At 51.8% G+C, this 21,990-nt stretch carries 19 protein-coding genes; 12 read left to right on the forward strand and 7 right to left on the reverse strand.

Translation table 11 applies throughout. The annotated features are described in order from the left end of the window. Positions 1 to 9 precede the first annotated feature (9 nt). A complete protein-coding gene (locus UNDKW_RS03585) occupies positions 10 to 1,584 on the reverse strand; it encodes a DUF4139 domain-containing protein (RefSeq protein ID WP_162057617.1) in 1,575 nt (524 codons plus the stop codon). 160 nt (positions 1,585 to 1,744) lie between these two features. Between UNDKW_RS03585 and UNDKW_RS03590 the strand changes: the two genes are divergently transcribed. Beyond that, positions 1,745 to 2,335, forward strand: coding sequence for a DUF938 domain-containing protein (locus UNDKW_RS03590; protein ID WP_162057618.1), 591 nt, complete (start codon positions 1,745 to 1,747; stop codon positions 2,333 to 2,335). 108 nt (positions 2,336 to 2,443) lie between these two features. Here UNDKW_RS03590 and UNDKW_RS03595 read toward each other — a convergent pair whose 3' ends face one another. The 4 genes from UNDKW_RS03595 to UNDKW_RS03610 all read right to left on the reverse strand — a co-directional run bounded on the left by UNDKW_RS03595 (position 2,444) and on the right by UNDKW_RS03610 (position 9,058). Continuing rightward, entirely contained in the window at positions 2,444 to 2,752 is a 309-nt protein-coding gene (locus tag UNDKW_RS03595; RefSeq protein ID WP_162057619.1) for a single-stranded DNA-binding protein, read from the reverse strand. A gap of 46 nt (positions 2,753 to 2,798) precedes the next feature. Next, complete coding sequence (locus UNDKW_RS03600) at positions 2,799 to 6,608, reverse strand: SbcC/MukB-like Walker B domain-containing protein (protein WP_162057620.1); 3,810 nt, start codon at positions 6,606 to 6,608, stop codon at positions 2,799 to 2,801. Beyond that, positions 6,605 to 7,852, reverse strand: a complete 1,248-nt coding sequence (locus UNDKW_RS03605; RefSeq protein ID WP_162057621.1) for an exonuclease SbcCD subunit D C-terminal domain-containing protein — start codon at positions 7,850 to 7,852, stop codon at positions 6,605 to 6,607. Before UNDKW_RS03605 ends, UNDKW_RS03600 begins: the two co-directional genes overlap by 4 nt. Before the next feature lie 90 nt (positions 7,853 to 7,942). Further along, positions 7,943 to 9,058 (reverse strand): GNAT family N-acetyltransferase, encoded by a 1,116-nt coding sequence (locus UNDKW_RS03610; protein ID WP_162057622.1) that lies wholly within the window; start codon positions 9,056 to 9,058, stop codon positions 7,943 to 7,945. A 284-nt stretch (positions 9,059 to 9,342) separates the two neighbouring features. Between UNDKW_RS03610 and UNDKW_RS03615 the strand changes: the two genes are divergently transcribed. After that, positions 9,343 to 10,359 carry a M20/M25/M40 family metallo-hydrolase gene (locus UNDKW_RS03615; protein WP_162057623.1) on the forward strand — a complete coding sequence of 339 codons (1,017 nt, stop codon included), beginning with the start codon at positions 9,343 to 9,345 and terminating at the stop codon, positions 10,357 to 10,359. Positions 10,360 to 10,466: 107 nt separating this feature from the next. On the opposite strand, the gene UNDKW_RS03620 is transcribed toward UNDKW_RS03615, so the two are convergent. Beyond that, a complete protein-coding gene (locus UNDKW_RS03620) occupies positions 10,467 to 11,147 on the reverse strand; it encodes a Bax inhibitor-1 family protein (protein WP_162057624.1) in 681 nt (226 codons plus the stop codon). A gap of 444 nt (positions 11,148 to 11,591) precedes the next feature. Here UNDKW_RS03620 and UNDKW_RS03625 point away from each other — a divergent pair, with 444 nt between their 5' ends. The 10 genes from UNDKW_RS03625 (at position 11,592) to UNDKW_RS03670 (ending at position 20,987) form a co-directional block, all read left to right on the forward strand. Beyond that, positions 11,592 to 13,016 (forward strand): sodium:solute symporter family protein, encoded by a 1,425-nt coding sequence (locus tag UNDKW_RS03625; protein WP_162057625.1) that lies wholly within the window; start codon positions 11,592 to 11,594, stop codon positions 13,014 to 13,016. Positions 13,017 to 13,096: 80 nt separating this feature from the next. Continuing rightward, positions 13,097 to 13,420: an FmdB family zinc ribbon protein gene (locus UNDKW_RS03630; protein ID WP_162057626.1), complete on the forward strand. Its 324-nt coding sequence runs from the start codon at positions 13,097 to 13,099 to the stop codon at positions 13,418 to 13,420. A gap of 53 nt (positions 13,421 to 13,473) precedes the next feature. Beyond that, positions 13,474 to 14,076, forward strand: coding sequence for a DUF502 domain-containing protein (locus tag UNDKW_RS03635; RefSeq protein WP_162057627.1), 603 nt, complete (start codon positions 13,474 to 13,476; stop codon positions 14,074 to 14,076). Positions 14,077 to 14,137: 61 nt separating this feature from the next. Continuing rightward, entirely contained in the window at positions 14,138 to 15,940 is a 1,803-nt protein-coding gene (aspS, locus tag UNDKW_RS03640) for an aspartate--tRNA ligase (RefSeq protein ID WP_162057628.1), read from the forward strand. Positions 15,941 to 15,999: 59 nt separating this feature from the next. Continuing rightward, complete coding sequence (locus UNDKW_RS03645) at positions 16,000 to 16,788, forward strand: CsgG/HfaB family protein (RefSeq protein WP_370529076.1); 789 nt, start codon at positions 16,000 to 16,002, stop codon at positions 16,786 to 16,788. 286 nt (positions 16,789 to 17,074) lie between these two features. Then, on the forward strand, positions 17,075 to 17,557 hold the full coding sequence (locus UNDKW_RS03650) for a cache domain-containing protein (RefSeq protein ID WP_232063224.1): 483 nt from the start codon (positions 17,075 to 17,077) through the stop codon (positions 17,555 to 17,557). Between the two features lie 188 nt (positions 17,558 to 17,745). After that, complete coding sequence (nudB, locus tag UNDKW_RS03655; RefSeq protein WP_162057630.1) at positions 17,746 to 18,195, forward strand: dihydroneopterin triphosphate diphosphatase; 450 nt, start codon at positions 17,746 to 17,748, stop codon at positions 18,193 to 18,195. Positions 18,196 to 18,214: 19 nt separating this feature from the next. Continuing rightward, a complete protein-coding gene (locus UNDKW_RS03660; protein WP_162057631.1) occupies positions 18,215 to 19,030 on the forward strand; it encodes an endonuclease/exonuclease/phosphatase family protein in 816 nt (271 codons plus the stop codon). Beyond that, positions 19,027 to 20,190, forward strand: coding sequence for a phosphatidylserine/phosphatidylglycerophosphate/cardiolipin synthase family protein (locus tag UNDKW_RS03665; protein WP_162057632.1), 1,164 nt, complete (start codon positions 19,027 to 19,029; stop codon positions 20,188 to 20,190). Before UNDKW_RS03660 ends, UNDKW_RS03665 begins: the two co-directional genes overlap by 4 nt. Beyond that, positions 20,187 to 20,987 carry a DUF429 domain-containing protein gene (locus UNDKW_RS03670; protein WP_162057633.1) on the forward strand — a complete coding sequence of 267 codons (801 nt, stop codon included), beginning with the start codon at positions 20,187 to 20,189 and terminating at the stop codon, positions 20,985 to 20,987. The genes UNDKW_RS03665 and UNDKW_RS03670 overlap by 4 nt, the downstream gene beginning before the upstream one ends. A gap of 8 nt (positions 20,988 to 20,995) precedes the next feature. On the opposite strand, the gene UNDKW_RS03675 is transcribed toward UNDKW_RS03670, so the two are convergent. Further along, on the reverse strand, positions 20,996 to 21,874 hold the full coding sequence (locus UNDKW_RS03675; RefSeq protein WP_162057634.1) for a hypothetical protein: 879 nt from the start codon (positions 21,872 to 21,874) through the stop codon (positions 20,996 to 20,998). Positions 21,875 to 21,990 lie beyond the last annotated feature (116 nt).

Below are 21,990 nucleotides of genomic sequence, written 5' to 3' on the forward strand. Positions count from 1 at the left end.
GAGCTGACATTAACGCAAACCATTCACCATCGCATCCTTGGGATAGCTGATCGTATAGTCAGCCCTGAGCTTCAATTTCTTGCCTGCTTCCAGCGGCAATTGCCAGGCGATGATGCCGGGTTGTTTGTTCCAGCTGTTTTGTGTGGCTTCAGGCGTAAACTTCGTCTCGACCTTGATGTCTTCATGGCGCGCCACCGGCGAGGCTTCCAATACCTGCAATGTGACCGCGGTTTTGTGATTGTTTTCTATGACATAGGAGTTGGTATATTTCTTTTCTATGCGGCTGTTGATGAAACCCTTGTTCGCATCATCACGCTGCTCTGGTTCCACCTCCACCCTGACCATATTGTCACGGCCAAAGAAGAGCTCCAGTTTTTCCTGGCTGCCAAAAGCCAGTTGGCTTTGGCCGATAAAATCATTGTCGCGGTATAACTGCAGATTACCGCTTGGCCATGAACCAGCAGGGCGGGCAGCATTGGCCAGCAGATAAGCCTGGGCTTCCTGTTTGGGTTGCACGCGAACCAGCACTTGTGCATCAATGATCTGGCTAGCCAACACAAAACCGGTTTTCTGACCATCGCTGTTCAGGCTGATTTTGCCTGGTACCTGGAATTCTGCCGCATATTCACTCTGGAATACGCTGACATCAAAACTGGGCATCTCGGCTCCTCTATAATCACCTGGAGCGGCAACCGCCATTGCTACTGGAGCAGGCGGTGCCATCATCATAGGCTGCACGCGGTGCGTTTCTTTAGGCAAGGGCGGGATGATGCTCAGCGTCCACGGTGAAGGTGGATACAGCTGGCTGGACTGGTTGGGCTGTGAAGTCGATAGCTTCAGGTTGATACCATTCCAGTCTTCACCACTATTCTGCGCAACCTGGGCATGGCGTTCCAACTTCACCTGTGATTTGGCGGTGTCCAGATAGGCGCGATATACTGGTGTCCAGCCCGCCTGGCTTAAACGATAAGACAGCTTCACTTCACCTTCGTTTTGCGCCGCCAGGCGTATCTGCACACTGCGTACTTGTGGGTTGGACTGGAATTGCCTGCGTTGTTCCGCCAGCAGGGGCGTCAGTTGCAAGTCGAGATCATTCAAACGTTTTTGTGCAGACAGACGGCGTTGCAAGGAATCTTGCCCGGTGCGGCGTAATTGTTCTGCGGTAGTGACCAGCGCTGTATTGCCGTTCTGCTTTTCATTGCCAAAGCTTTTCAGATAGCCTATCACCAGTTCTTGCGCTTCACTCTCCGCACTGATGCTGGCTTTTTGCTCCTGCAACTCACGTATGCGCAAATCCAGGCTGGTGTTGGCACATTCCGGCGCACGCGCCCTGTCCACCGTTTGCACACTGACGTCACCTACTTGTATGCCAGCATCGGCCTGCACTTTCAGGGAGTCAACATCAAAGCGGGCGGACAGACAATTGAGTTTGAGTTCCCTGGCACCCGCCGCTACCCTGGCCAGCCTTTCTACATTGGCACCACCGGGATAGACCAGCACATTGCTGATTTTTGAATTTGCAGGATTTTGTGCCAGTGCAAGTTGTGGCAGCAAGGCGGCGAGCATGATCAATTTCTTTTGCATGGTAATCCTGTCATTGGGAGTTGCACAGATTGCAGATTTTGTAAGTATCGCACTAAACTTGCAACAAGCGCATGACAAAATCAGCAGATTGTAGAGTGACCAGTTTCCGCGTAGAGTAGCGCCACGATGAAAGACCCATGTCTGTCAAGAAAGCTTACCCATGAACAAACCCTATTCCGCCGCCTGTGAAAGAAACAGCGGCCCCATACTGCAAGCCATCACTCCCTTGCTGACCCGTAGTCACAGCCTGCTGGAAATCGGCAGTGGCACAGGCCAGCATGCCGTGACGTTCGCGCGGCAATTAGCGCACCTGCAATGGCAAACCAGTGACAGGGCGGAATATCATCCCGGCATACTGGCCTGGCTGGACGAGGCAGCGCTGCCAAATGTGCTGCCACCGCTGGAACTGAATATAGGAAAAAGCCCCTGGCCGCAAAAACAGTTTGATGCCGTCTTTACCGCCAATACCTGCCACATCATGGCATGGGAAGAAGTGCAATTGATGTTTGCCGGTGTTGCCAACATGCTCAACAATGGCGGACTTTTTTTAATCTACGGCCCCTTCAATTATGCAGGCCAGTTCACCAGCGAAAGCAACCAGCAGTTTGATGCCTCGCTCAGGCAACAGGCTGCGCACATGGGCATACGCGACATTGAAAAGGTCATTGCACTGGCGAATCAGCATGACATGCAACTGCAGCAAGACATCCCCATGCCTGCCAATAATCGTTTGCTGGTACTGATGAAGTAGCTGCGGGCTTGTAGAAATATCGGCGGTAGGGTGCACCGTGCGCACCATTTCTGGAAATTAAATTTTGCTGTATCGGTGCGCACGGCGCACCCTACTGCGTAGCAAGGATTATTCAGCCGTATTCAAATGCGCGGTGATCACCGCATGCGCAATCAAATCCAGCGCCGGCCTGGCCTTACCCTGTTTGTCTGTCCACACCTTCGGTGTCAGCGCTCCCGACAATGACAGGCTGTCACCATCACCCAGGCTCAGCAAGGTATTACGCGTTGCATCGTTAAAAGCAATGACATTGCAGATGATGAAGTCACCGTCATCTGTTGCGGCACGTACCTTGCAGGTGACATAGACAGAACCATTTTGTCCTGAGCGTTCTTCAACCTGGCCGTAAATGCGTCCTGCGATGAGTGCGTCTATCATAAGTTCTTTCTTTAACAGTTGATATTAATTGCGGTAGTAGTACGACTCAGGCAACCTGTACCAGGCTGCTTCCGCCCGATACTCTTTGTACTTGTATCCTTGTCGATATTCTCTCCGTCATCTCCTGCACATGCGAAATCACACCCACCTTGCGGCCTTGCGCTTGCAGGCTGTCGAGGGCATCCATGGCGATGCGCAGGGTATCTGCATCGAGGCTGCCGAAGCCTTCGTCGATGAACAGGGATTCAACCCTGATGCGGTTGCTCGACAGCGATGCCAGGCCCAGCGCCAGCGCCAGCGATACCAGGAAAGATTCGCCGCCGGACAGCGAATGCACTGAGCGCTGTTCATCGCCCATGTCCTGGTCGATGACCATCAAGGCCAGCGTGTCTGCCACGCGTTGCAGGCGGTAGCGGCGTGAGAGCTGGTGCAGGTGCTGGTTGGCATAGGCGAGCAAGACGTCTAGCGTGATTTGCTGGGCATAGTTACGGAATTTCTTGCCGTCTGCTGCACCTATCAATTCATTCATCTGTGCCCAAAGGCGGGTCTGGCTTTCTTGCTCCTGCATGGTCGCGATCAGGCTCTTGGCTTGCTGGTGGCGTGCTTCATCCTGCGCCATCGTGAGTTGATGGCGGCTGTATTCTTGCTGTGCCTGTTGGCGTTTCTCACTGATATTGCTGAACACGGATTGCAGATGTTCGCTCTCGCCTATATCAATTGGCGCAGTCTCACTTTCTTGTTCAGTCTCATCATGCATGGGTTCTGCCTTAGTAAAACTGAGTGGAGTGGGACGTTGTAGCAAGTGCTGTTGCCTTTGCTGGCTGCGTTCACGCAATATGGTTGTGGCTTGCTGGACTGCATTATTGATGGCTTGCATGGCCTGGCGTTCTGCATCAATCCACGCATGTGGATGTGCCAGCAATTCACGCAAGTGCGCCTCGTCCAGGTTTTCTATAGTGGCTTGCTGCTGAGTTATCCAGTCCTGCAGTTTTTCAGTTGCGACGTGCAGTTCCTGGCTTTGCTGGGCGATGCGTTTATTGATTTGTTCTTGCGCTTCATGCAGGCGTGCCAGTTGCTGGCGTATCTCATCATGCGCTTGCAGTTGGGTTTGCAGTACTGCTTTTGCCCGATTGATGCTCAGTGTGAATTGCGTTTCTACCTCGCTGACGGCGCGCCCCTGGAATAATTCCTGTCGTTTGGCCTGCTGCCGTTTTAATGCAGTATCTGCATCCAGGTAGCGTTTGTTGTCGCTGGAAAACTGTTCTTCCAGTTGCTGGGATTGTGTTTGCAGTTTGTCGATTTCCAGCTGTAGCTTTGCCAGTTGTTCAGTACTCTGGCTGGATGCAAGTTGATGGCTCTGCCATTGCTGTACATGGATTGCACACTGGTTCTGGAATTCCAGTGGCGCTGCATGCCAGTTGTCTTGCCAACTGTTGCCTTCATCTGATTGTGCGACAAATGCCGGTGCCAATTGGGCCAGGGCGTCGTCCAGTCTTTGACTGGCATCCTGTTCTTTTTCTGTTGCCTGCGTCAGTGCAGTGCTGAATTTTTCAAGAGCATGGGTCAGTGCTGTGTGGCTGTCTCTATGTTCTTGCAAGGTGCGGCGTACTTTTTCTGTAGTGGCAAATGCCTCATCCCTGATCTTTGTTGCCTGTTGATAGGCTTGCTCGGTTTTAAGCAATTGCTGAACTTGTTCTTGCAAGCCAGTTTGTTGCTGGCTTAACCAGGTACTGGCTTGTTCATTCTCGATTTTCGCATTCTGCAATTCAGCGGCGATGCTATGCGCTTGCCAGGTGCTTGCTACGATTTTTTCCTGTTGCTGCAATACCGCCAGATCTTGTTGCAATTGTTTTTGCTGTTGTTGATATTGCCTGTGCTCAGCCGTTGCGGTTGCCAGTAACTGGCGCTGGTCTTGCTCAACTTGCTGGCAATGTTTGAGTTCGTTCTCCAGTTGCACCAGCAAGGCATGCAATTGCAGGTTGCCGGTTTTGTAGGGATGTTCAGTCGCTCCGCAGACTGGGCAGGCTTGCTCATCTTGCAGAGCATCACGCAGGCTTTCTACATTGGCGTTGCAGGCGGCCTGGGTCAGTTGCAGGCTTTTTTGTGCCTGTTCTTTTGCAGCAATCAGGCTGGGTAATTGAGCATTGATCTGGGCAATGGTTTTATCCGTAGCCAGCATGCTTGAATGACTGGCTTGCTGCAGGTTATCCAAAACCTGTTTGCGTTGTGCCTGTTCATGCATTTGCTTGTGCAAGTCAATAGCATTACTTAACAGTTCGCGCCTTTGATCAAGTGCCAGTCTTTGTGCCTGCATGCTGGGCAAGTCGAACTGTGCCAGTTTTGCTGCAGCTTGTTCGCGTAAATTTTCAGTAGTTATCCAGCTTTGTTCGCTCGCCTGGAGTTGCAGAGCGCGTTCTGCCAATAATTGTTCTTGCGTGTCTTTTTGTTTTTGTAGATTAAGTATGTTTTGTTGCTGGTAGTCCGCATCTTTTTTGGCAGTTGCTGCCTGCTTCAATAATAATTCCCATGCTGTCCAGTTATCGGCCAGGCTTTGCAAGCCCGCGTGTTGGGTCAGCCATATTTGCAGGTCTTGCTGCTTTTTGTGCAGTTGTGCCAGGTCAGCTTGTTTGTTCTTGTGTTGCTGCCTTGCAGTTGCCAGCGCCTGTTCTGCCTGCACTTTTGTTTGTTGTGCAGCCAGCCAGTTACTACGCAAAATATTCAGGCTGCTGTCGAGTGCCTTGGTGGCATCCAGCATAGGCGTTGCTTCTTGCAGCGCATGTTCGGCTTGCTGCAATGCTTGCTGTGCTTGCGTCAGGGCCAGATGTTTTTCTTGTGCGCTGAGTGTGCTTGTCTGTATGTTGTTATGCGCTGTGGCAATGTCTGCCTGGCCCTGGTTGATTGTCTGTTGCAGGCGGTCGAGTTCTGTCAGCAATGGGCGCGCAGTTTGTATGCTTTCTACTTGTTGTAGATAAGCGGCTCTTGTTGCGGCGGCTGTTTTTTCCTGTTCGTGAATTTGCAATTGCTGCTGTGCCTGCTGTTCGCCTTGTAGCAATTTGCCGTCATCGGCATGCCAGCGCAAATGTGTTTGCACCTCTGCGAGTTGGGCGTCCAGTTGTTCCAACCGGGTTTTGCTGAGACCCAGGTCTGTCTCTAATTGTGTGCGTTCTTCTGCGCTCAGAGGTTTGTTGTCTGCCAGGCGCACATGAAAGCGTTCCAGCGCTTCGCGTTCCAGTTTGGCGCGGGCAAAGGCGCGTTGTGAAATCTGGCCATAAATATCGCTGCCGGTCAGGGTTTCCAGCAATTCGCCACGGTCATTGTCATCGGCTTTTAAAAAGCTGGAAAACTCGTTTTGTGCCAGCAACACTGCGCGGGTGAATTGTTCAAACTTTAGACCAAGGCGCTTGATGATTTCTTCCTTGACCTCGGTTTTCTTGCCACCTATGGGTTGCAATTGCGGTAACTGGTGCAGCGACATGGTTGTGGGCTGCAAGATGCCGGTGGCTTTATTGCGCGAGCGGCGCACGCTCCAGCGTGAGCGATAGGCATTGCCGTCGGTGCCGACAAAATCCACTTCGGCATAACCTTCGCCAGTGCCGCGCCTGAGCAGGTTGCCGGTATCTTGCTGGGTCACCGCATCTGCACCATCGGGCAGTTTTGTCGTGCCTGCCTTGATCAGCCTTGGCGTGTTTTCATAGAGGGCCATGCACAGGGCATCCAGCAAGGTACTTTTACCTGCACCGGTGGGGCCACTGATGGCGAACAGGCCGGCAGACTGCAAAGGCTCTTGCGTGAAATCGACCGCAAATTCACCAGCGAGAGAAGCCAGGTTTTTACCGCGTATGGCGAGTATCTTCATGGCGTGTCCTCACCATGCAAGAGTTCGCCAAAAGCCTGCAGCATGTCGTCCGGAGCATCTTGCTGGTATTTACCGTGATACAGGCGGCGGAAAATATCTTCTGGTTGCAAGCGGTCAAGCGTATCCTGCGTTGCCTGTTCGTCGCTAGTCTCATCCTGCGCTTTGCCTGGGTAGTGCGTATCTATCTTCAGCAAGCGCAAGGGCTTGCCCTCGATATAGCTTTCTATGCGGGCACGCAGGCCAGGTTCTGGTGCTTCCAGCTTGACCCGGACTTCCAGATAGGGATCATATTGCCGCCCTTTGCTCGCATCAGTGATGCTGGCGAGTTCAAGACCATCGAGCGCATCCAGCACAGTGGGAAGAGCTGCGGCCTGTTTGGGGATGCGCAAGAGTTGAATCGTCCGTGGTACGTACAGTGGTGTCACCTGAGTGAGTTTGTCGCCCTCAATATCCACACACAAAACCTGATGCTGATAATCTACTTCAGAAAATGACAGGGGCAGGGGGCTGCCGCAATAGCGCAGGTGTTCTTGCTTGCCGACTCTTTGCGCCAGATGCAAATGACCCAGTGCCGCATAAGTGATGTCATTGCCAAACATGCTGGCGGACAAAGCCTCGGTACCACCGATGACAATGCGGCGTTCAGAGTCTTCTGATATTTCGCCACCTACCATATGGCAATGCCCCATAGCGATGACGGCCTGACCAGGCTGGCGCAGGCTGAGTGCATGTGCCGTCACATCCTTGTATAACTGGGCGATGCCTGCCATGTAGGGATCGCTGGCATTTTCTACTCTTGGCACATCGCCGGGCCGCAAGAAGGGCACCGCCAGGCACCAGGCGACAATTTCATCATTCTGCCGTAATGGCAAGACCATGGCGGCTACATCGATGCTGCCATCACTCAGGCGTGGCACCATGCCTATGACGCTGATGTCCATGCCATCCAAGAGCGGGCCAGGTGCTTCCAGCCTGCCCGGTGAGTCATGGTTGCCAGCGATGATGACAATATCCAGTTTAGGCAGGCGTGCCTTGGCTTGCTGCAAGAAGCGGTAAAACTGTTTTTGTGAACTTGCAGACGGATTGGCGTTGTCGAACACATCACCGGCGATCAGCAAAGCATCTGCCTGTTGCTGTTCCAGCGCAGTGATGAGCCAGTCGAGGAAGTGCTGGTGTTCCAGGCCGCGTTCGGCGCTGTGCAGGGTTTGGCCCAGGTGCCAGTCTGAGGTGTGGATGAAGCGCAAGAGTTTTCCTTAGCCTATGCAAATACAGATGGCAGGGTATGCCGACACAGGCAAGTGTAGCCGTTTTTTATCTGGTGATGTAAGAGGGAATCAGGCTTTTGTCCTGCGTGACTTGCGCATCTTCAGGATGGTGCTGCCCAGTGTCCTGCGCCAGGCCTGGTTTTTTACACACTGATATTCAACATACTCTGTGACGGCTGGTCCCCAGCGGGTTTTCGATACATCTTCGCCCACCGACAAATTGACGCGCTTGAAGTCCTGCGCGAATGACCATTGTATGATTTCTGCGAGCAAAGTCGTCATGACACTGTAGCGGGCAAACTTCAGGTCATAGCCTGAATAGTAGAGATACAGTTCTTCACCCATGGCAAATGCCAGGCGCATGGCAACCACGCGGCCATCAAGTTCCAGACTGAACAGGCGCATGCGCTGGCCAAAATCATTGTTCAGCAGTGCGTCCATGAAGGCCCGGTGTCTGGGGGCAGCAAAATAGTCGGGGTGTTCCACCGTATTGATGGCACCTGCGCGGGCCGCATGCAGGGCATAAAATTCTTGCAGCCTGGGCTTGATTTCTTCGCTGCCTTGCCAGACTTGCAGCTTCAGGCTCAGGTTGTCACGCGCCAGGGAGTTATAGCAGTGGCGCAGGGATTCCTTGATATTGCGTTTGAGCCCGGATTTAAAACTAGCCCAGTTCTCGTTCAGATGCAGGATGTAGTTGGGGATATCCCGCGCTTCCAGCGGGTGCACTGCCGCATTGCTGGCCAAAAATCGCGCCGCATGTTGTCTGGTGTGGATAACCTGGAACTCGGTCAGGCCAAAGGTTTCATGGCGTGACAGGTCTTCCCATTGCTGCAAGATGGTTTCAGTGTAAGTGGGCAAGGCCAGCGGCACACGTATCTCGGTCAGGTTGGGGTCTGAACCAAAGGGGCGCACATAGCGGTAGATGAACAGGCTGTGCAGGCCAACATGGGTATTTGTCAGCGGCATCACCGCAACCAGTTGCCCTTGTTCATGCAGGGTACAGATCGCCAGTTCATCTTTGTGATACCAGGATGTATCCGAAAAAACCTGCCACCAGGCGTGGTTCCAGTCATAAGTCTGAAACGGCAACAACTGCGGCACTTGTGTTTCCAGCAGCCGCCATGAAGCCGCCAGGGCTTCAAATTCTGCATCTGTGTTGACAACAAGTTTTGTGAGGTTAGACATCGATGGATAAATCTTGTGCTTCGTAAGCTGGCTATAAAATGATATCAGGAGATTGTTAAAAACTTTGTCGCGATAAGCTCAGGTGGGGGTTTATGCCATGTAATGCCAGTAATTGCAAGCTTGCAACCATGTTTGGTGCGATTTTGGAACATGAATGCCATAGGTTCATGGTGTTTTATGTAAGTAGAACTTATATTGATGTCCACTTGTCTTAGTAAAAGATTTAGCTGTAACGATCCAGCATTCGCCAATACCACTCTCATCACACCTCAGGTTAATGATTCATGTCAAAAATTCGTCAAGCGCTTAGAAGTTTGTTACCCAGTCTGTTGTCAGTATTTGCCATCGGTCTCGCACATTGGCCTGTGCAGGCAGCTGATTCCGCAGTTCTGACTGCGCAGGCCATGATCGACGTCAATAAACTCGCCAGCGAAGAAATGGCAGGCCGTGCGACAGACAGCAAGGGCAGCGCACTGGCACGTGAGTACATCATCAGCCGCCTGCAGCAATTGGGGCTGACACCATGCAAGGATGATTTTGTGCATGAGTTTGAATTCCAGACCCGCCAGGGTAGCAGCCGCAAAGGCAAAAATATCATTGCCTGCAGTCCCGGCAGTATGAGCGGGCATGCGAGCGCGCCTGTGCTGGCGATTACGGCACATTATGATCATCTTGGCGAGAAAGGCGGCAAGATTTACCACGGTGCTGACGATAATGCCTCTGGCGTGGCTGCGGTGCTGGCGATTGCTGCTGCCATGAAAGATAATCCGTCTCAGCATGACCTCATGGTCATCCTGTTTGATGCAGAAGAGATGGGGCTCAGTGGTTCACGTGCTTTTGCGGCCAAGCCTGTCATGGATATGGCGCGCATAGGCATGAACATGAACTTCGATATGATAGCCCGTGGTGACAAGGGTGAGCTATATGCCAGCGGAGCCTACCATACACCCGCACTCAAAAATTTGCTGGCCAGCCTCGACGGCACGCAAGGCGTGAAGCTCAAATTTGGTCATGACAGGCCAGAGCAGGGGCAGGATGACTGGACCAAGCAATCAGATCACCTGCCTTTCTTCCTGGCAGGAGTGCCGCATATCTATTTTGGTGTCGAAGACCATGCCGACTACCACCAGCCTACCGATACGGCAGACAAGATCAATCCACAGTTCTATCTTGGTGCGGTGGATTTGCTGACCAAAGCCAGTTACCTGTTGGACCAGGCCATGTTGACCACAGATTTCAGGAACAAGAGCAAAGACTTGCAGGCTGCGGGTGTGGCGGGGGCAAATAAAGGCGGGAAGTAAGCAAGGAAGGGGACGACTGCATTCCAGCCTGCAGGGATGCAGGCTGGAATGAATGCAACTACTGAATACTAAAACTACTTGGTGCTGAATAAATACCTGATCCCTGCTTAGTCACGCAGGCTCATGACGATGCGCAATACATACCAGAACATCAGGGCAACAGAAGCAAACAGCTCCAGCGCAGCGCCGACATAGCGGTCTTCAGGGTAGTGGTGAATGACGTTGGAAGCGTCATACAGGATCGCTGCACCGGCAAAGGCGACCATGCCTACGCAAAAGAACAGGCCAAGCTGGAAACCAAAGATCATGCCGCAGGCGATCAGGATCAGGGCAACCAGGCCACCCCATTTCAAGACGCTGCCAAGGAAAGAAAAGTCCTTGCGCGACACATAGGCAATACCGACCAGGCCGACAGTTGCCAGAATGGTGACCAGGCCAGCATTGGCAATGGCACCAGGCGCAACCTTGTTAGCGATGGACAGGATGGGGATAAAGATAATCGCCTCAGCCACGATGTAAGCGCCCAACGCTGCATATTGCAGGGGCAGGCTTTCTACCGTGTGTGCGGCACGCGATGCCAGCCAGCCTATCAGCATGAATGCACCAAGGATCAGGAACCAAGGCAGGTGGCGCATGGCTTGTGCCATGACATCGGCGATGCCGGATTTGAATAAAATGACTTCAAGCGCAGTGAACGCCAGAATTGCGCCACCGAGATGATTAAAGGTCTTGCTGATAAAACGCTCACGCGCTGGTCCGTAACCTTGGTGGGTGCTTGCCAGTTCCATGGATGTTCCTATCGTAGAAGTATTGCATGGGCCTGGAGCTGCCCTGCAAGGTGGATAACAGTGATCATTGTTGATTGATATTAAACCTGCAAGCTTTGCAAGTTGTGAAAGATTCTATATGAATAAACAGCGATCAAGAAATCCATGTTTCAAAGTGTTTCAAATCATTGCTAGTGTAACAACTATTTAATTTCCCTTAAAATTTCTCTTTGGAAATGAATTTTCCTGACTTATTTTGCTTGCATCTGCAGCGATTTCCCCACTTATCAGTACATTTCGATACATAAGCCAAATTCGCGTGTTTTTTAAGCAAATAAGCGCAAAACTTCACAGAAGCGGCTTGTCCCCCATCAAACTTCGTGTAATTTGCGTCTATTATTACGTCTATAATGCCCGCAGCAAAAAAAAGCGGGTTTTTTATTGACATCATTGCACGTTTTCCCCATGAATACACTCATCTGGTTTGTCATCCTGTACTGGGTCATCTCTGTTGGCATCGGCCTTTATGCTGCCCGTTATGTCAACAACTCCAAGGACTATGCAGTCGCTGGCCGTTCCCTGCCCATGTATGTGGTGACCGCCACTGTATTTGCCACCTGGTTTGGCTCGGAAACGGTGTTGGGCATTTCATCAACCTTCGTCAAGGAGGGCTTGCGAGGTGTGGTGGCTGATCCTTTTGGTTCTTCGCTGTGCCTGATCTTTGTTGGCCTGTTCTTTGCGCGCCCGCTGTACCGCATGAACTTGCTGACCATAGGTGATTATTACCGCAATAAATTTGGCCGTACGGCTGAAGTGCTGGTGACCCTGTGTATCGTCGTTTCTTATCTCGGTTGGGTAGCAGCACAGATCAAGGCCCTGGGCCTGGTGTTCAGTGTGGTATCTGGTGGTTATATTACCAACGAGTGGGGTATGATCATCGGTGCAGGCAGCGTGCTGATCTATACATTGATGGGCGGCATGTGGTCGGTGGCGATCACTGACTTTTTGCAAATGATCATCATCGTGATTGGCATGTTGTATATAGGCTGGGAAGTCTCAGGCATGGTTGGTGGTGCCAAAGTCGTTATTGAGCATGCGGCCAATGCAGGCAAGCTGGAATTCTGGCCCCAACCTACGGCCAAGGAGTCGCTCTGGTTCTTTGCCGCCTGGATCACCATGATGCTGGGCTCGATACCGCAGCAAGACGTATTCCAGCGCGTGGCTTCATCCAAGAATGAAAAAATTGCCGGCAACGCATCGGTACTCGGTGGTGTCTTGTATTTCTGCTTCGCCTTTATCCCCATGTTCCTGGCGTATTCAGCAACCCTGATCGACCCCAAGATGGTCGAAAGCCTGATCGACAAAGACTCGCAACTGATTTTGCCTACCCTGATCATGACCAAGGTGCCCATGCTGGCCCAGGTCATGTTCTTTGGTGCTCTGCTGTCAGCGATCAAGAGCTGCGCCAGTGCTACTCTGCTGGCACCTTCCGTGACCTTCTCAGAAAACATCCTGAAACCCTTTTTCCCCAAGCAAAGTGACAAGCAATTCCTGTTCATGATGCGTGCGGTGGTGCTGGTGTTTACGGCAATTATTACTGTTTTTGCCATGAATACGGCTTCCAGCATCTACAAGATGGTAGAAAATGCATACAAGGTCACTTTGGTCGCGGCCTTTGTACCCCTGGCTTTTGGCTTGTACTGGAAACGCGCCACCACCCAGGGCGGCCTGGCTTCCATCATTCTTGGTATTACATCCTGGGTGAGCATGGAAATCGTGGCACCAGAAGGATTGTGGCCGCCGCAACTGGTGGGCGTGCTCATGAGCCTGACAGGCATGGTATTGGGTTCTTTACTGCCGCAATTCATCCGCAAGAAGGCGCTTGTTTAAGTCTGGCATGACGCAATGCGCAAATTCTGATCAAAAACCTTTATAATTCAGGGTTTTATCAGTTTTTTTAGGGCTACGCCATGCCGATTTATGCTTACCGCTGTGAAGAATGCGGGTTTGCCAAGGATGTATTGCAAAAGATTTCTGACGAGCCGCTCAGTGTCTGTCCGACCTGCGGCAAGTCTTCCTTCCGCAAGCAGGTAACTGCTGCCGGCTTCCAGCTCAAGGGTTCAGGCTGGTATGTGACTGATTTCCGCAATGGCTCTGGCGGTGGCGCCGCTGCACCAACAGCACCAGTCGCTGAAGGCGGTGCAGCAACTTCGACAAGCCCTGCTCCGGCAGCAACGCCAGCGGCTGAGTCAAGTGCGCCAGCCCCTGCCAGCGATACTGGCAAGGCTGCCTGATTTGTCTTTTATCCCTTATTATTGCCGTTCCATTCACAAAGCAGACGATTACCATGCGTAAATACTTTATTACTGGCTTGCTGATTTTAGTACCTCTGGCGATCACGCTATGGGTGCTGCACGCCATTATCAGTACCATGGACCAATCCCTGTTATTGTTGCCAGTGGAATGGCGTCCAGAAAAACTGGTCGGTTTCAAGGTGCTGGGCATAGGCACGATTTTGACTTTGCTCATCGTCTTTGTGACAGGCTTGCTGGCACAAAACTTTATTGGCAATTATGTCATCAAAGCCTGGGAAGGCCTGTTACAGCGCATTCCTATCGTCAGTTCCATCTATTCCAGCGTGAAGCAGGTATCCGATACCCTGTTCTCATCGTCCGGCAATGCCTTCCGCAAAGCCGTGCTGATTGAATATCCGCGCCGTGATTGCTGGACCATAGGTTTCCTGACCGGCGTACCAGGTGGTGATGTGGTTAATCACCTTAAAGGCGAATTTGTCAGCGTGTATGTGCCGACTACGCCGAATCCGACTTCCGGCTTTTTCCTGATGTTGCCCAAGGATCAGGCCATAGAACTGGACATGAGTGTCGATGCCGCACTCAAGTATATTGTTTCCATGGGCGTGGTGGCTCCCGAGCATCTCCCCACCAAATAAATGATGTGGTTATCCACTGCATCAAATCATTTTTAATTTTGAATACAGACAGGTAAGAAATATGTCCATGCGTACCCAATACTGCGGCCTCACTACTGAGGAATTACTCGGCCAAACCGTCAGCCTGTGTGGCTGGGTGCACCGTCGTCGCGATCACGGCGGCGTGATCTTCATCGACTTGCGCGACCGCGAAGGTCTGGTGCAGGTAGTTTGCGATCCTGACCGTGCTGATGTGTTCAAGGCTGCAGAATCTGTACGTAATGAATTCTGCCTGCGCATTACTGGCCTGGTACGTAGCCGTCCAGAAGGTACTGGCAACAGCAATCTGAAATCCGGCAAGATCGAAGTGCTGGCGCATGAAGTGGAAGTCTTGAATCCTTCCGTTACGCCTCCATTCCAGCTCGATGATGACAACCTGTCTGAAACCACACGCCTGACCCACCGCGTGCTGGACCTGCGTCGTCCGCAAATGCAAAACAACCTGCGCCTGCGTTACAAGGTAGCGATGGAAGTGCGCAAGTTCCTCGATGCAAATGGCTTTATCGATATCGAAACACCGATGCTGACCAAGTCCACGCCTGAAGGCGCTCGCGACTACCTGGTACCATCCCGTGTCAACGCCGGCAACTTCTTTGCCTTGCCACAATCCCCGCAATTGTTCAAACAATTGCTGATGGTGGCTAACTTTGATCGTTACTACCAGATCACCAAATGCTTCCGCGATGAAGACTTGCGCGCTGACCGCCAGCCAGAATTTACCCAGATCGATTGCGAAACTTCTTTCATGAATGAGCAAGAGATTCGCGACATGTTTGAAGGCATGATACGTCTGGTATTCAAGAACACGCTGGACATCGACCTGCCAAATCCTTTCCCTGTCATGGACTTCGCAGAAGCCATGGGCCTGTATGGTTCCGACAAACCAGACATGCGCGTCAAACTGCAATTCACAGAATTGACAGATGTGATGAAGGATGTTGACTTCAAAGTATTCGCCGGTGCTGCCAATATGGCCAATGGCCGTGTCGTTGGCTTGCGTGTACCAGGTGGCGCCAACATGCCACGTTCTGAAATTGATGCATACACACAATTCGTCGGTATCTACGGCGCCAAAGGTCTGGCATACATCAAGGTCAATGAAAAAGCACAAGGCCGTGATGGTCTGCAATCTCCTATCGTCAAGAACATCCACGACGCTGCCTTGGCGCAAGTTCTGGAACGCACAGGCGTACAAGATGGCGACCTGATTTTCTTCGGTGCTGATAAAGCCAAAGTCGTCAATGACGCCATCGGCGCATTGCGCGTGAAGATAGGTCACAGCGAATTCGGCAAAGCCAATGGCTTGTTTGAAGATGTGTGGAAACCATTGTGGGTCATCGACTTCCCTATGTTTGAACATGATGAAGAAAACGACCGCTGGACCGCGACCCATCATCCATTCACGGCACCAAAAGACGGCCATGAAGATTTGATGGAAACTGACCCAGGCAAGTGTATCGCCAAAGCCTACGACATGGTCCTGAACGGTTGGGAACTCGGTGGTGGTTCTGTCCGTATCCACCGTGCTGATGTACAAAGCAAAGTATTCCGTGCCTTGAAGATCGATGATGCAGAAGCACAACTGAAGTTCGGCTTCTTGCTGGATGCCCTGCAATACGGCGCGCCTCCACACGGTGGTCTGGCATTTGGTCTGGATCGTATCGTCACCATGATGACAGGTGCAGAATCCATCCGTGACGTCATCGCTTTCCCGAAAACCCAGCGTGCCCAATGTCTGTTGACACAAGCACCGTCTGAAGTCGACGAAAAGCAGTTGCGTGAACTGCACATCCGTTTGCGTGCAGCAGAGCCAAAACTCGCGTAATTCTTGATCTCTAAAGCGGATGTACGAATGAAACTGAAAACAATGAAAAGAGTATGCAAGTGAATAACAAGACAGCCTTATTTTTATTGTTGAGCAGCAGTTTGTTACTCGCCGCTTGTGGAGAAAAGAAAACCGAGCTGGGCGAAGGTTCTTCTGAAGTGACAGGCGCTGCCGGTCCTGCTGGTGCCAAGGGCGCCAGCAAGACTCTGGTGAAATGCGATGCGCCGGTGGCGACCCTGTCACTGGTCGAGAACCCGAATGGCTATACCGTGAGCAGTCAGTACAACCTGCCGTCTTCACCCGTGCCTTTGATACGATTGCTGGCACAACAAAGCGGTTGCTTCCGCGTGGTGGATCGTTCGTCTGGTTTGAAGGCCGTGATACAGGAGCAGGAGCTCAAGGACCAGGGCATCATCCGTAAAAATTCTACGGTGTCCAAGGGCAAAGGCTATGAAGCGCAATACACGATTACCCCTAGCCTGACTTTTTCTGAAAGCAAGGCAGGTGGCGGTATTGGTGCCATCATGGGCATGATCCCTATCCTCAGGAATTTTACTGGCTATGCCGAGAAGGTCAGCTTCAAGGAAGCACAGGTAGTTTTATTGTTGACCGATAATGAAACCACCGAGCAACTGGCAGCGGCAACCGGTTCAGCCAAGACGACAGATCTGGGCATGGGTGGCCTCAGCTTTGGTGCTGCGGGTGGTGGCTTTGGCGCAGGCTGGAGTAATACCAATGAAGCCAAGGTCATCGTTGCTGCCTTCCTGGATGCGCACAATAAGCTGGTGCCGCAAGTCCGGCAGTTGCAGGAAAAAGAAATGCCGCCAGCAGTGCCGGTGAAAAAGTAAGTCTTCATTTGCGTTGTTATTTACTCGATCTGAAAAGGCCTGCTTTGCAGGCTTTTTTGCATTTTGCTGCATCGCATGAATTGTTGAAAGTTGACTAGTGTGCTGGCAGCGAGCCGATTAATTTGCTTTTCTTTGTTGTGGATCTATGGCGATGCAATAAAAATCCTTCAATGTAAACTCTTGTTTCCTTTAACAGCATAGCCAAAAAAAGCTGCTATAAAGAAACAAGTAGACCACATTGTGGTACTTGCACCGATGGTAAGTATTTACTTATAAGGGGATTAAGATGGGACGTTTTTCAGCAAAACTATTGCCAGCAATAATCGGTATGCTTGTATGTGCACCGTTCGCACAAGCAGCAGGTGAGCATGGAACTGAAGCCGAGGCGCAGGACATGGTCAAAAAAGCAGTTGCCCTGGTCAAATCAGCCGGGGCAGAAAAAGCCTACAAAGTCTTCACTGATCATCCCGATGGTGCATTCAAGGAAAAAGACTTATATGTCTTCGTGTATGACTTTGAAGGCAATTGCCTGGCGCAGGGGGCGAATGCAAAAATGGTCGGCAAAAACCTCATGAGCATGAAAGATGTGGATGGCAATGCCTTCATCAAAGGCATGATAGACCTGGTGAAAACCTCGTCCAAGGGCTGGTATGGTCCCTATAAGTTCAATAATCCAGCGACACAAAGCTATGAACTTAAACGCTCTTACTGCGAACGTGGAGCCGGGGACAGCATGGTCTGTGTAGGAACTTACTTCGAGAAGAAATAAGCCATACCGGGCAATCAGGAAAATATACTTCCGGCCAGCGTTGCCATGTTGTGGTGACGCTCATTGACGGCATTCTGTTGAGCTTATTGCTCAAGGAATGCCGTTTTACTTTACTGTATCAAATATGGATGCGTCAAAGGGGTTAGAATGGTGGTTTTGAAAACTCCGGATCACCTGTTCGGCCTGGCATGTCAACTTATAAAATCCCTGAATCTGTACTGGTAGTTATTTACACCGCTGCACTGGATGTACTCTTGCTGGAGCGTGCTGACAAGCCCGGGTTCTGGCAATCTGTCACAGGGTCGAAAGATGCCATCGACGAAGCCTGGCAAAGCACCGCCATCCGGGAAGTGGCAGAAGAAACTGGCATAGATGCCCTGCAACATGACTTGCAGGATTGGGGTTTGACCAATATATATGAGATCTACCCGGTATGGCGTCATCGCTATGCCCCAGGCGTGACAAAAAATACCGAGCATGTGTTTGGCCTGTGTGTCAGCCCTGATGTTGTGGTCAGGCTGGCCCCGCGAGAACACTTGCAAGATCTATGGTTGCCCTGGCAGGAGGCAGCGGACAAGTGTTTTTCCGCATCGAATGCCGAAGCCATATTGCAACTACCGAAGCTGATGAAGGTTTAACAAGCTAAAGGGAAGCACCATGAAGCTGCGCATTGCCACCTACAATATTCACAAGGGCGTCAGTGCATTTGGCCGCAAGGCACGCATCCATGGCATCAAGGAAGCGATAGACTTGCTTGATGCAGACCTGGTTTTTTTGCAGGAAGTGCAGGGGCAACATGACCTGCATGCAGAAAACCACACACTATGGCCGCAAGAGAGCCAGCATGATTTTCTGGCCGGGCAATCCCATGAAGCAGTGTATGGCATGAATGCGGTGTATGAACATGGCCATCATGGTAATGCCTTGCTGAGCCGTTATCCGATTGCCTCGTTTGTCAATCACGATGTCTCTGACCATGCCTATGAGCAACGCGGCATACTGCATGCCATCGTGCTGGTGGATCAGGTTCAGGTACATTGCTTCGTCATCCACCTCGGCTTGTTTGCCGCCAGCCGACGCCGCCAGATACAGGCGCTGATACACACCATCAAGCGAGACCTTCCAGCCGATGCTCCGCTGGTGATCGCAGGTGATTTCAATGACTGGAGCCAGCGTCTGAGCCAGACCCTGTATCAGGAGCTGGGGGTGATTGAAGCCTTTGATGTCGATGCCCAGCATACTGCATCCCGTTTTTCACTGAAGAATATGCGTAGCATGTTGAGCACAAAAAATGGTCGCCATGCCCGTACTTTCCCTGCAGGCCTGCCCTGGTTGTGTCTGGACCGCGTGTATCTGCGTGGCTTCAGGGTAGAAGAGGCGCAAGTCATGAAAGGGGCACCCTGGTCGACTTTGTCTGATCATGTACCCATCACGGCCAGCCTGGAGTTGCTGGGACAGACTAAAAGCCCATGAGCAAACTGCATTTCATAGAAGGGAATGACGTTGAGCTCCTGCACAGTGGCGCACAGTTTTTCCCCGCCCTGATCCAGGCGATCAATCAGGCACAACATGAAGTCTATCTTGAGTCGTATATCTTCGCTGCTGACCAGACAGCACAAGCCGTGCAGGCGGCGCTGGTGCAGGCAGTGGCGCGTGGCGTGCAGGTCAGGGTGGTCATAGACTGGATAGGCAGTGACCGCCAGGCGGCACTGGCACTCACGCAAGGCTTTAATGAACAGGGAGTAGCCTGCCGCTGTTTTAATCCCTGGTTCAAGCGCGGCCTGGCACGCACCCATAGAAAAATCTGTGTGGTTGACAGGCAGCTTGCCATCGTTGGTGGCTTGAATATCATCGATGACAATATTGCCGACGACGGCTCTGGTATTACCCTGCCTTATCCGCGCTGGGACTTTGCCGTTACAGTCACCGGTCCCCTTGTTGCCTATATCCATCTCGAAGTGGAGTCACAATGGCGCAAACTGGGCAAACTGGGTTTGCGTACCCGTCTGGAATTGATGAAGCACTTGCGTGCCGATGCCAAGGTCGCAGGCAAGCAAATCACCGCAGCGGCGCTGGTGGTGCGTGACAATCTGCGTAACCGCGCCACCATACAACGCGCCTACCTGCAGGCGTTGGGCATGGCAAGGTCACGAGCGATCCTGGTGACGCCTTACTTTGCCCCTGGCAGAAAATTCCGCCGTGCCCTGGTGTCTGCCGCCACCCGTGGCGTCGATGTGGTGCTACTGCTAGGCGTTGGTCAGTTCGCGTTGCAGGACGCGGTATCTCAATCTTTTTACCCCAAATTGCTGGCGGCAGGTGTGCGCATCGTCGAATACCGCAAGACGCAACTGCACGCCAAAGTCGGTGTCATTGATGAAGACTGGGCGACGGTAGGCTCCAGCAATTTTGATGGCCTCAGCCTGTTCGTCAATCATGAGGCGAATGTCGTTATCCGCGACAAAACCTTTGCCGCCAGCCTCGCGCATGAGCTGGAGCTGGGCATTGCCGATGGGACGGAAATCCTTGCTGAAGATGTGCACAAAAAAGCCTGGTACAAGCGGGCCTGGTATGGCACAGCTTATCTGATCTATCGCGGCCTCATGCGCATCGTCACCTTTGGGCATTACGGATGAAATTGCATGGCGTGGATTTCACCTCGGCACCATCGCGCCGTAAAGGCATTACGATCGCCAGCGGCCAGATGCAAGACGGTGTACTGCGCCTGGAATCCTTGCAAACACTGAGTGACTTCACTGTTTTTGATAACTGGCTCATGCAGGGTGGCCCCTGGCTGGCAGGTTTTGACTTGCCATTTTCGCTGCCGCGCGAACTGGTAGAGCATCTGCGCTGGCCAGCCAATTGGCCAGATTTGATGCGCCATCTGCAAACACAGACACGTGCTGAATTACGCCTGCAATTCAAGGCATTCTGCGATGCCCGCCCAAGCGGTAATAAATTTGCCCACAGGGCGACCGACATCCCAGCAGGCTCTTCACCCTCGATGAAATGGGTGAACCCACCCGTCGCCTATATGCTGCACGCAGGAGCCCCGCGTTTGCTGGATGCCGGTGTTAGTATCCCCGGCATGTATGAAGGCGACCCGCAACGCATCGCCCTCGAAGCTTACCCCGGCATGGTGGCACGCAGTATCACAAAAGCCTCGTATAAAAGCGATGACAAGAGCAAGCAAACACCAGAACGTCAGCAAGCACGCGAACTTATTGTCACCGCTTTGGAAGCGGGAAACACACCGTGGAAAATCAAGCTGGACTTCGGCTGCTACAAAACAAAACTCATAGCAGACGGCAGCGCTGATTTGCTTGATGCCGTGCTGTGTATGCTACTGGCTGCCTGGGCCTGGCAGAGACGGGATCAGAATTATGGCTTGCCAGAATTTGATGTGCTGGAAGGCTGGATAGTTGGGGCTTGAATCATTCTCTATTTCCTCGTTCTTAATTCCAAAAAATACGAAGCAAAACCATACACAAGGCTTGCATACACCGCCAGTCTGGTATCAAAAACGGCCAGCGCAAGTGCACCGCAGACGCAGCCTGCAGCACGGTATAAAGAATCTTCACCCCGTATTTTGGCCTGAAGTGCAGATGCCATTGCCGCTACAGCCAGTATGACAGCGCTGTATGTACACCAGTCGAGAAAATGTCCCGGATTGATATCAAAGACAGATGCTGCAAATGCTTCTTCGGTAAAACTTCCCTGTTTATATAAAAAGTTGAATAAACTGGAGAAATTAAAATTCAGGGGCGGCAGTGAAATCACATAATTTGTTGAGCAAATGATGAGCAGGGCCAGCGCAGCTTTGAATAATGAAAATAAGCCCCAGACGCTGGGTTGTTTGCTCATCCATGCCAGACTGACAGGGTAGTTGTTTTGATTTGCTGGTGAGAACAGGTTTTTCAAGCTCATGAACATGCCCAGGCTGGTGAGTAGCATGAATACAAGATATACGAGGTTTTGCGTTGAATGCCGAGCATCCTGAAACCAGGGCTGCGCATACAACATGCCTAGTATCAGAGCAGTGATTGCGGCAACTATAAATCCTGCGTATTTGCTTTTTTGTGGCTTGCGCACCAGCACCGCCCAGATATGCAGCGAAGGTGTACACAATGTATAGGAACCCAGCAATAAGAACAGCATGAACAGGAACTGCATGCTAAATGCACCCAGACTCAGCCCCTGGCCATAAAGACATGTAGTCACAGCCGCAAGTAACCAGGTAAGCGGCGCAAACATGGGGGCCAGCAAATAGGCTTGAAAGGGGATTTGCCGCGCACTGTCATCGTGGTGATCATTCGGCATCTGTTATTCGCCATTGCATTAGATACATACAAGATATGTCCACTTGCTATAATTCATAGAGCGCAAGGCATTTACTGATGTCTTGAGTGTTGTTTTGTGGAGTATTACTCTTAGTG

The sequence above is a fragment of the Undibacterium sp. KW1 genome, from assembly GCF_009937955.1.
Taxonomy (GTDB): Bacteria; Pseudomonadota; Gammaproteobacteria; order Burkholderiales; family Burkholderiaceae_D; genus Undibacterium.

Bases quoted from the DNA above. Each gene is read 5' to 3' on its own strand.
- UNDKW_RS03635 (WP_162057627.1), top strand. From the start codon at position 13,474: ATGCGTAAATACTTTATTACTGGCTTGCTGATTTTAGTACCTCTGGCG.
- UNDKW_RS03620 (WP_162057624.1), bottom strand. From the start codon at position 11,147: ATGGAACTGGCAAGCACCCACCAAGGTTACGGACCAGCGCGTGAGCGT.
- UNDKW_RS03650 (WP_232063224.1), top strand. From the start codon at position 17,075: ATGGGACGTTTTTCAGCAAAACTATTGCCAGCAATAATCGGTATGCTT.
- UNDKW_RS03600 (WP_162057620.1), bottom strand. From the start codon at position 6,608: ATGAAGATACTCGCCATACGCGGTAAAAACCTGGCTTCTCTCGCTGGT.
- UNDKW_RS03615 (WP_162057623.1), top strand. From the start codon at position 9,343: ATGTCAAAAATTCGTCAAGCGCTTAGAAGTTTGTTACCCAGTCTGTTG.
- UNDKW_RS03675 (WP_162057634.1), bottom strand. From the start codon at position 21,874: ATGCCGAATGATCACCACGATGACAGTGCGCGGCAAATCCCCTTTCAA.
- UNDKW_RS03585 (WP_162057617.1), bottom strand. From the start codon at position 1,584: ATGCAAAAGAAATTGATCATGCTCGCCGCCTTGCTGCCACAACTTGCA.
- UNDKW_RS03660 (WP_162057631.1), top strand. From the start codon at position 18,215: ATGAAGCTGCGCATTGCCACCTACAATATTCACAAGGGCGTCAGTGCA.
- aspS (WP_162057628.1), top strand. From the start codon at position 14,138: ATGTCCATGCGTACCCAATACTGCGGCCTCACTACTGAGGAATTACTC.
- UNDKW_RS03590 (WP_162057618.1), top strand. From the start codon at position 1,745: ATGAACAAACCCTATTCCGCCGCCTGTGAAAGAAACAGCGGCCCCATA.
- nudB (WP_162057630.1), top strand. From the start codon at position 17,746: ATGTCAACTTATAAAATCCCTGAATCTGTACTGGTAGTTATTTACACC.
- UNDKW_RS03630 (WP_162057626.1), top strand. From the start codon at position 13,097: ATGCCGATTTATGCTTACCGCTGTGAAGAATGCGGGTTTGCCAAGGAT.
- UNDKW_RS03595 (WP_162057619.1), bottom strand. From the start codon at position 2,752: ATGATAGACGCACTCATCGCAGGACGCATTTACGGCCAGGTTGAAGAA.
- UNDKW_RS03665 (WP_162057632.1), top strand. From the start codon at position 19,027: ATGAGCAAACTGCATTTCATAGAAGGGAATGACGTTGAGCTCCTGCAC.
- UNDKW_RS03670 (WP_162057633.1), top strand. From the start codon at position 20,187: ATGAAATTGCATGGCGTGGATTTCACCTCGGCACCATCGCGCCGTAAA.
- UNDKW_RS03610 (WP_162057622.1), bottom strand. From the start codon at position 9,058: ATGTCTAACCTCACAAAACTTGTTGTCAACACAGATGCAGAATTTGAA.
- UNDKW_RS03625 (WP_162057625.1), top strand. From the start codon at position 11,592: ATGAATACACTCATCTGGTTTGTCATCCTGTACTGGGTCATCTCTGTT.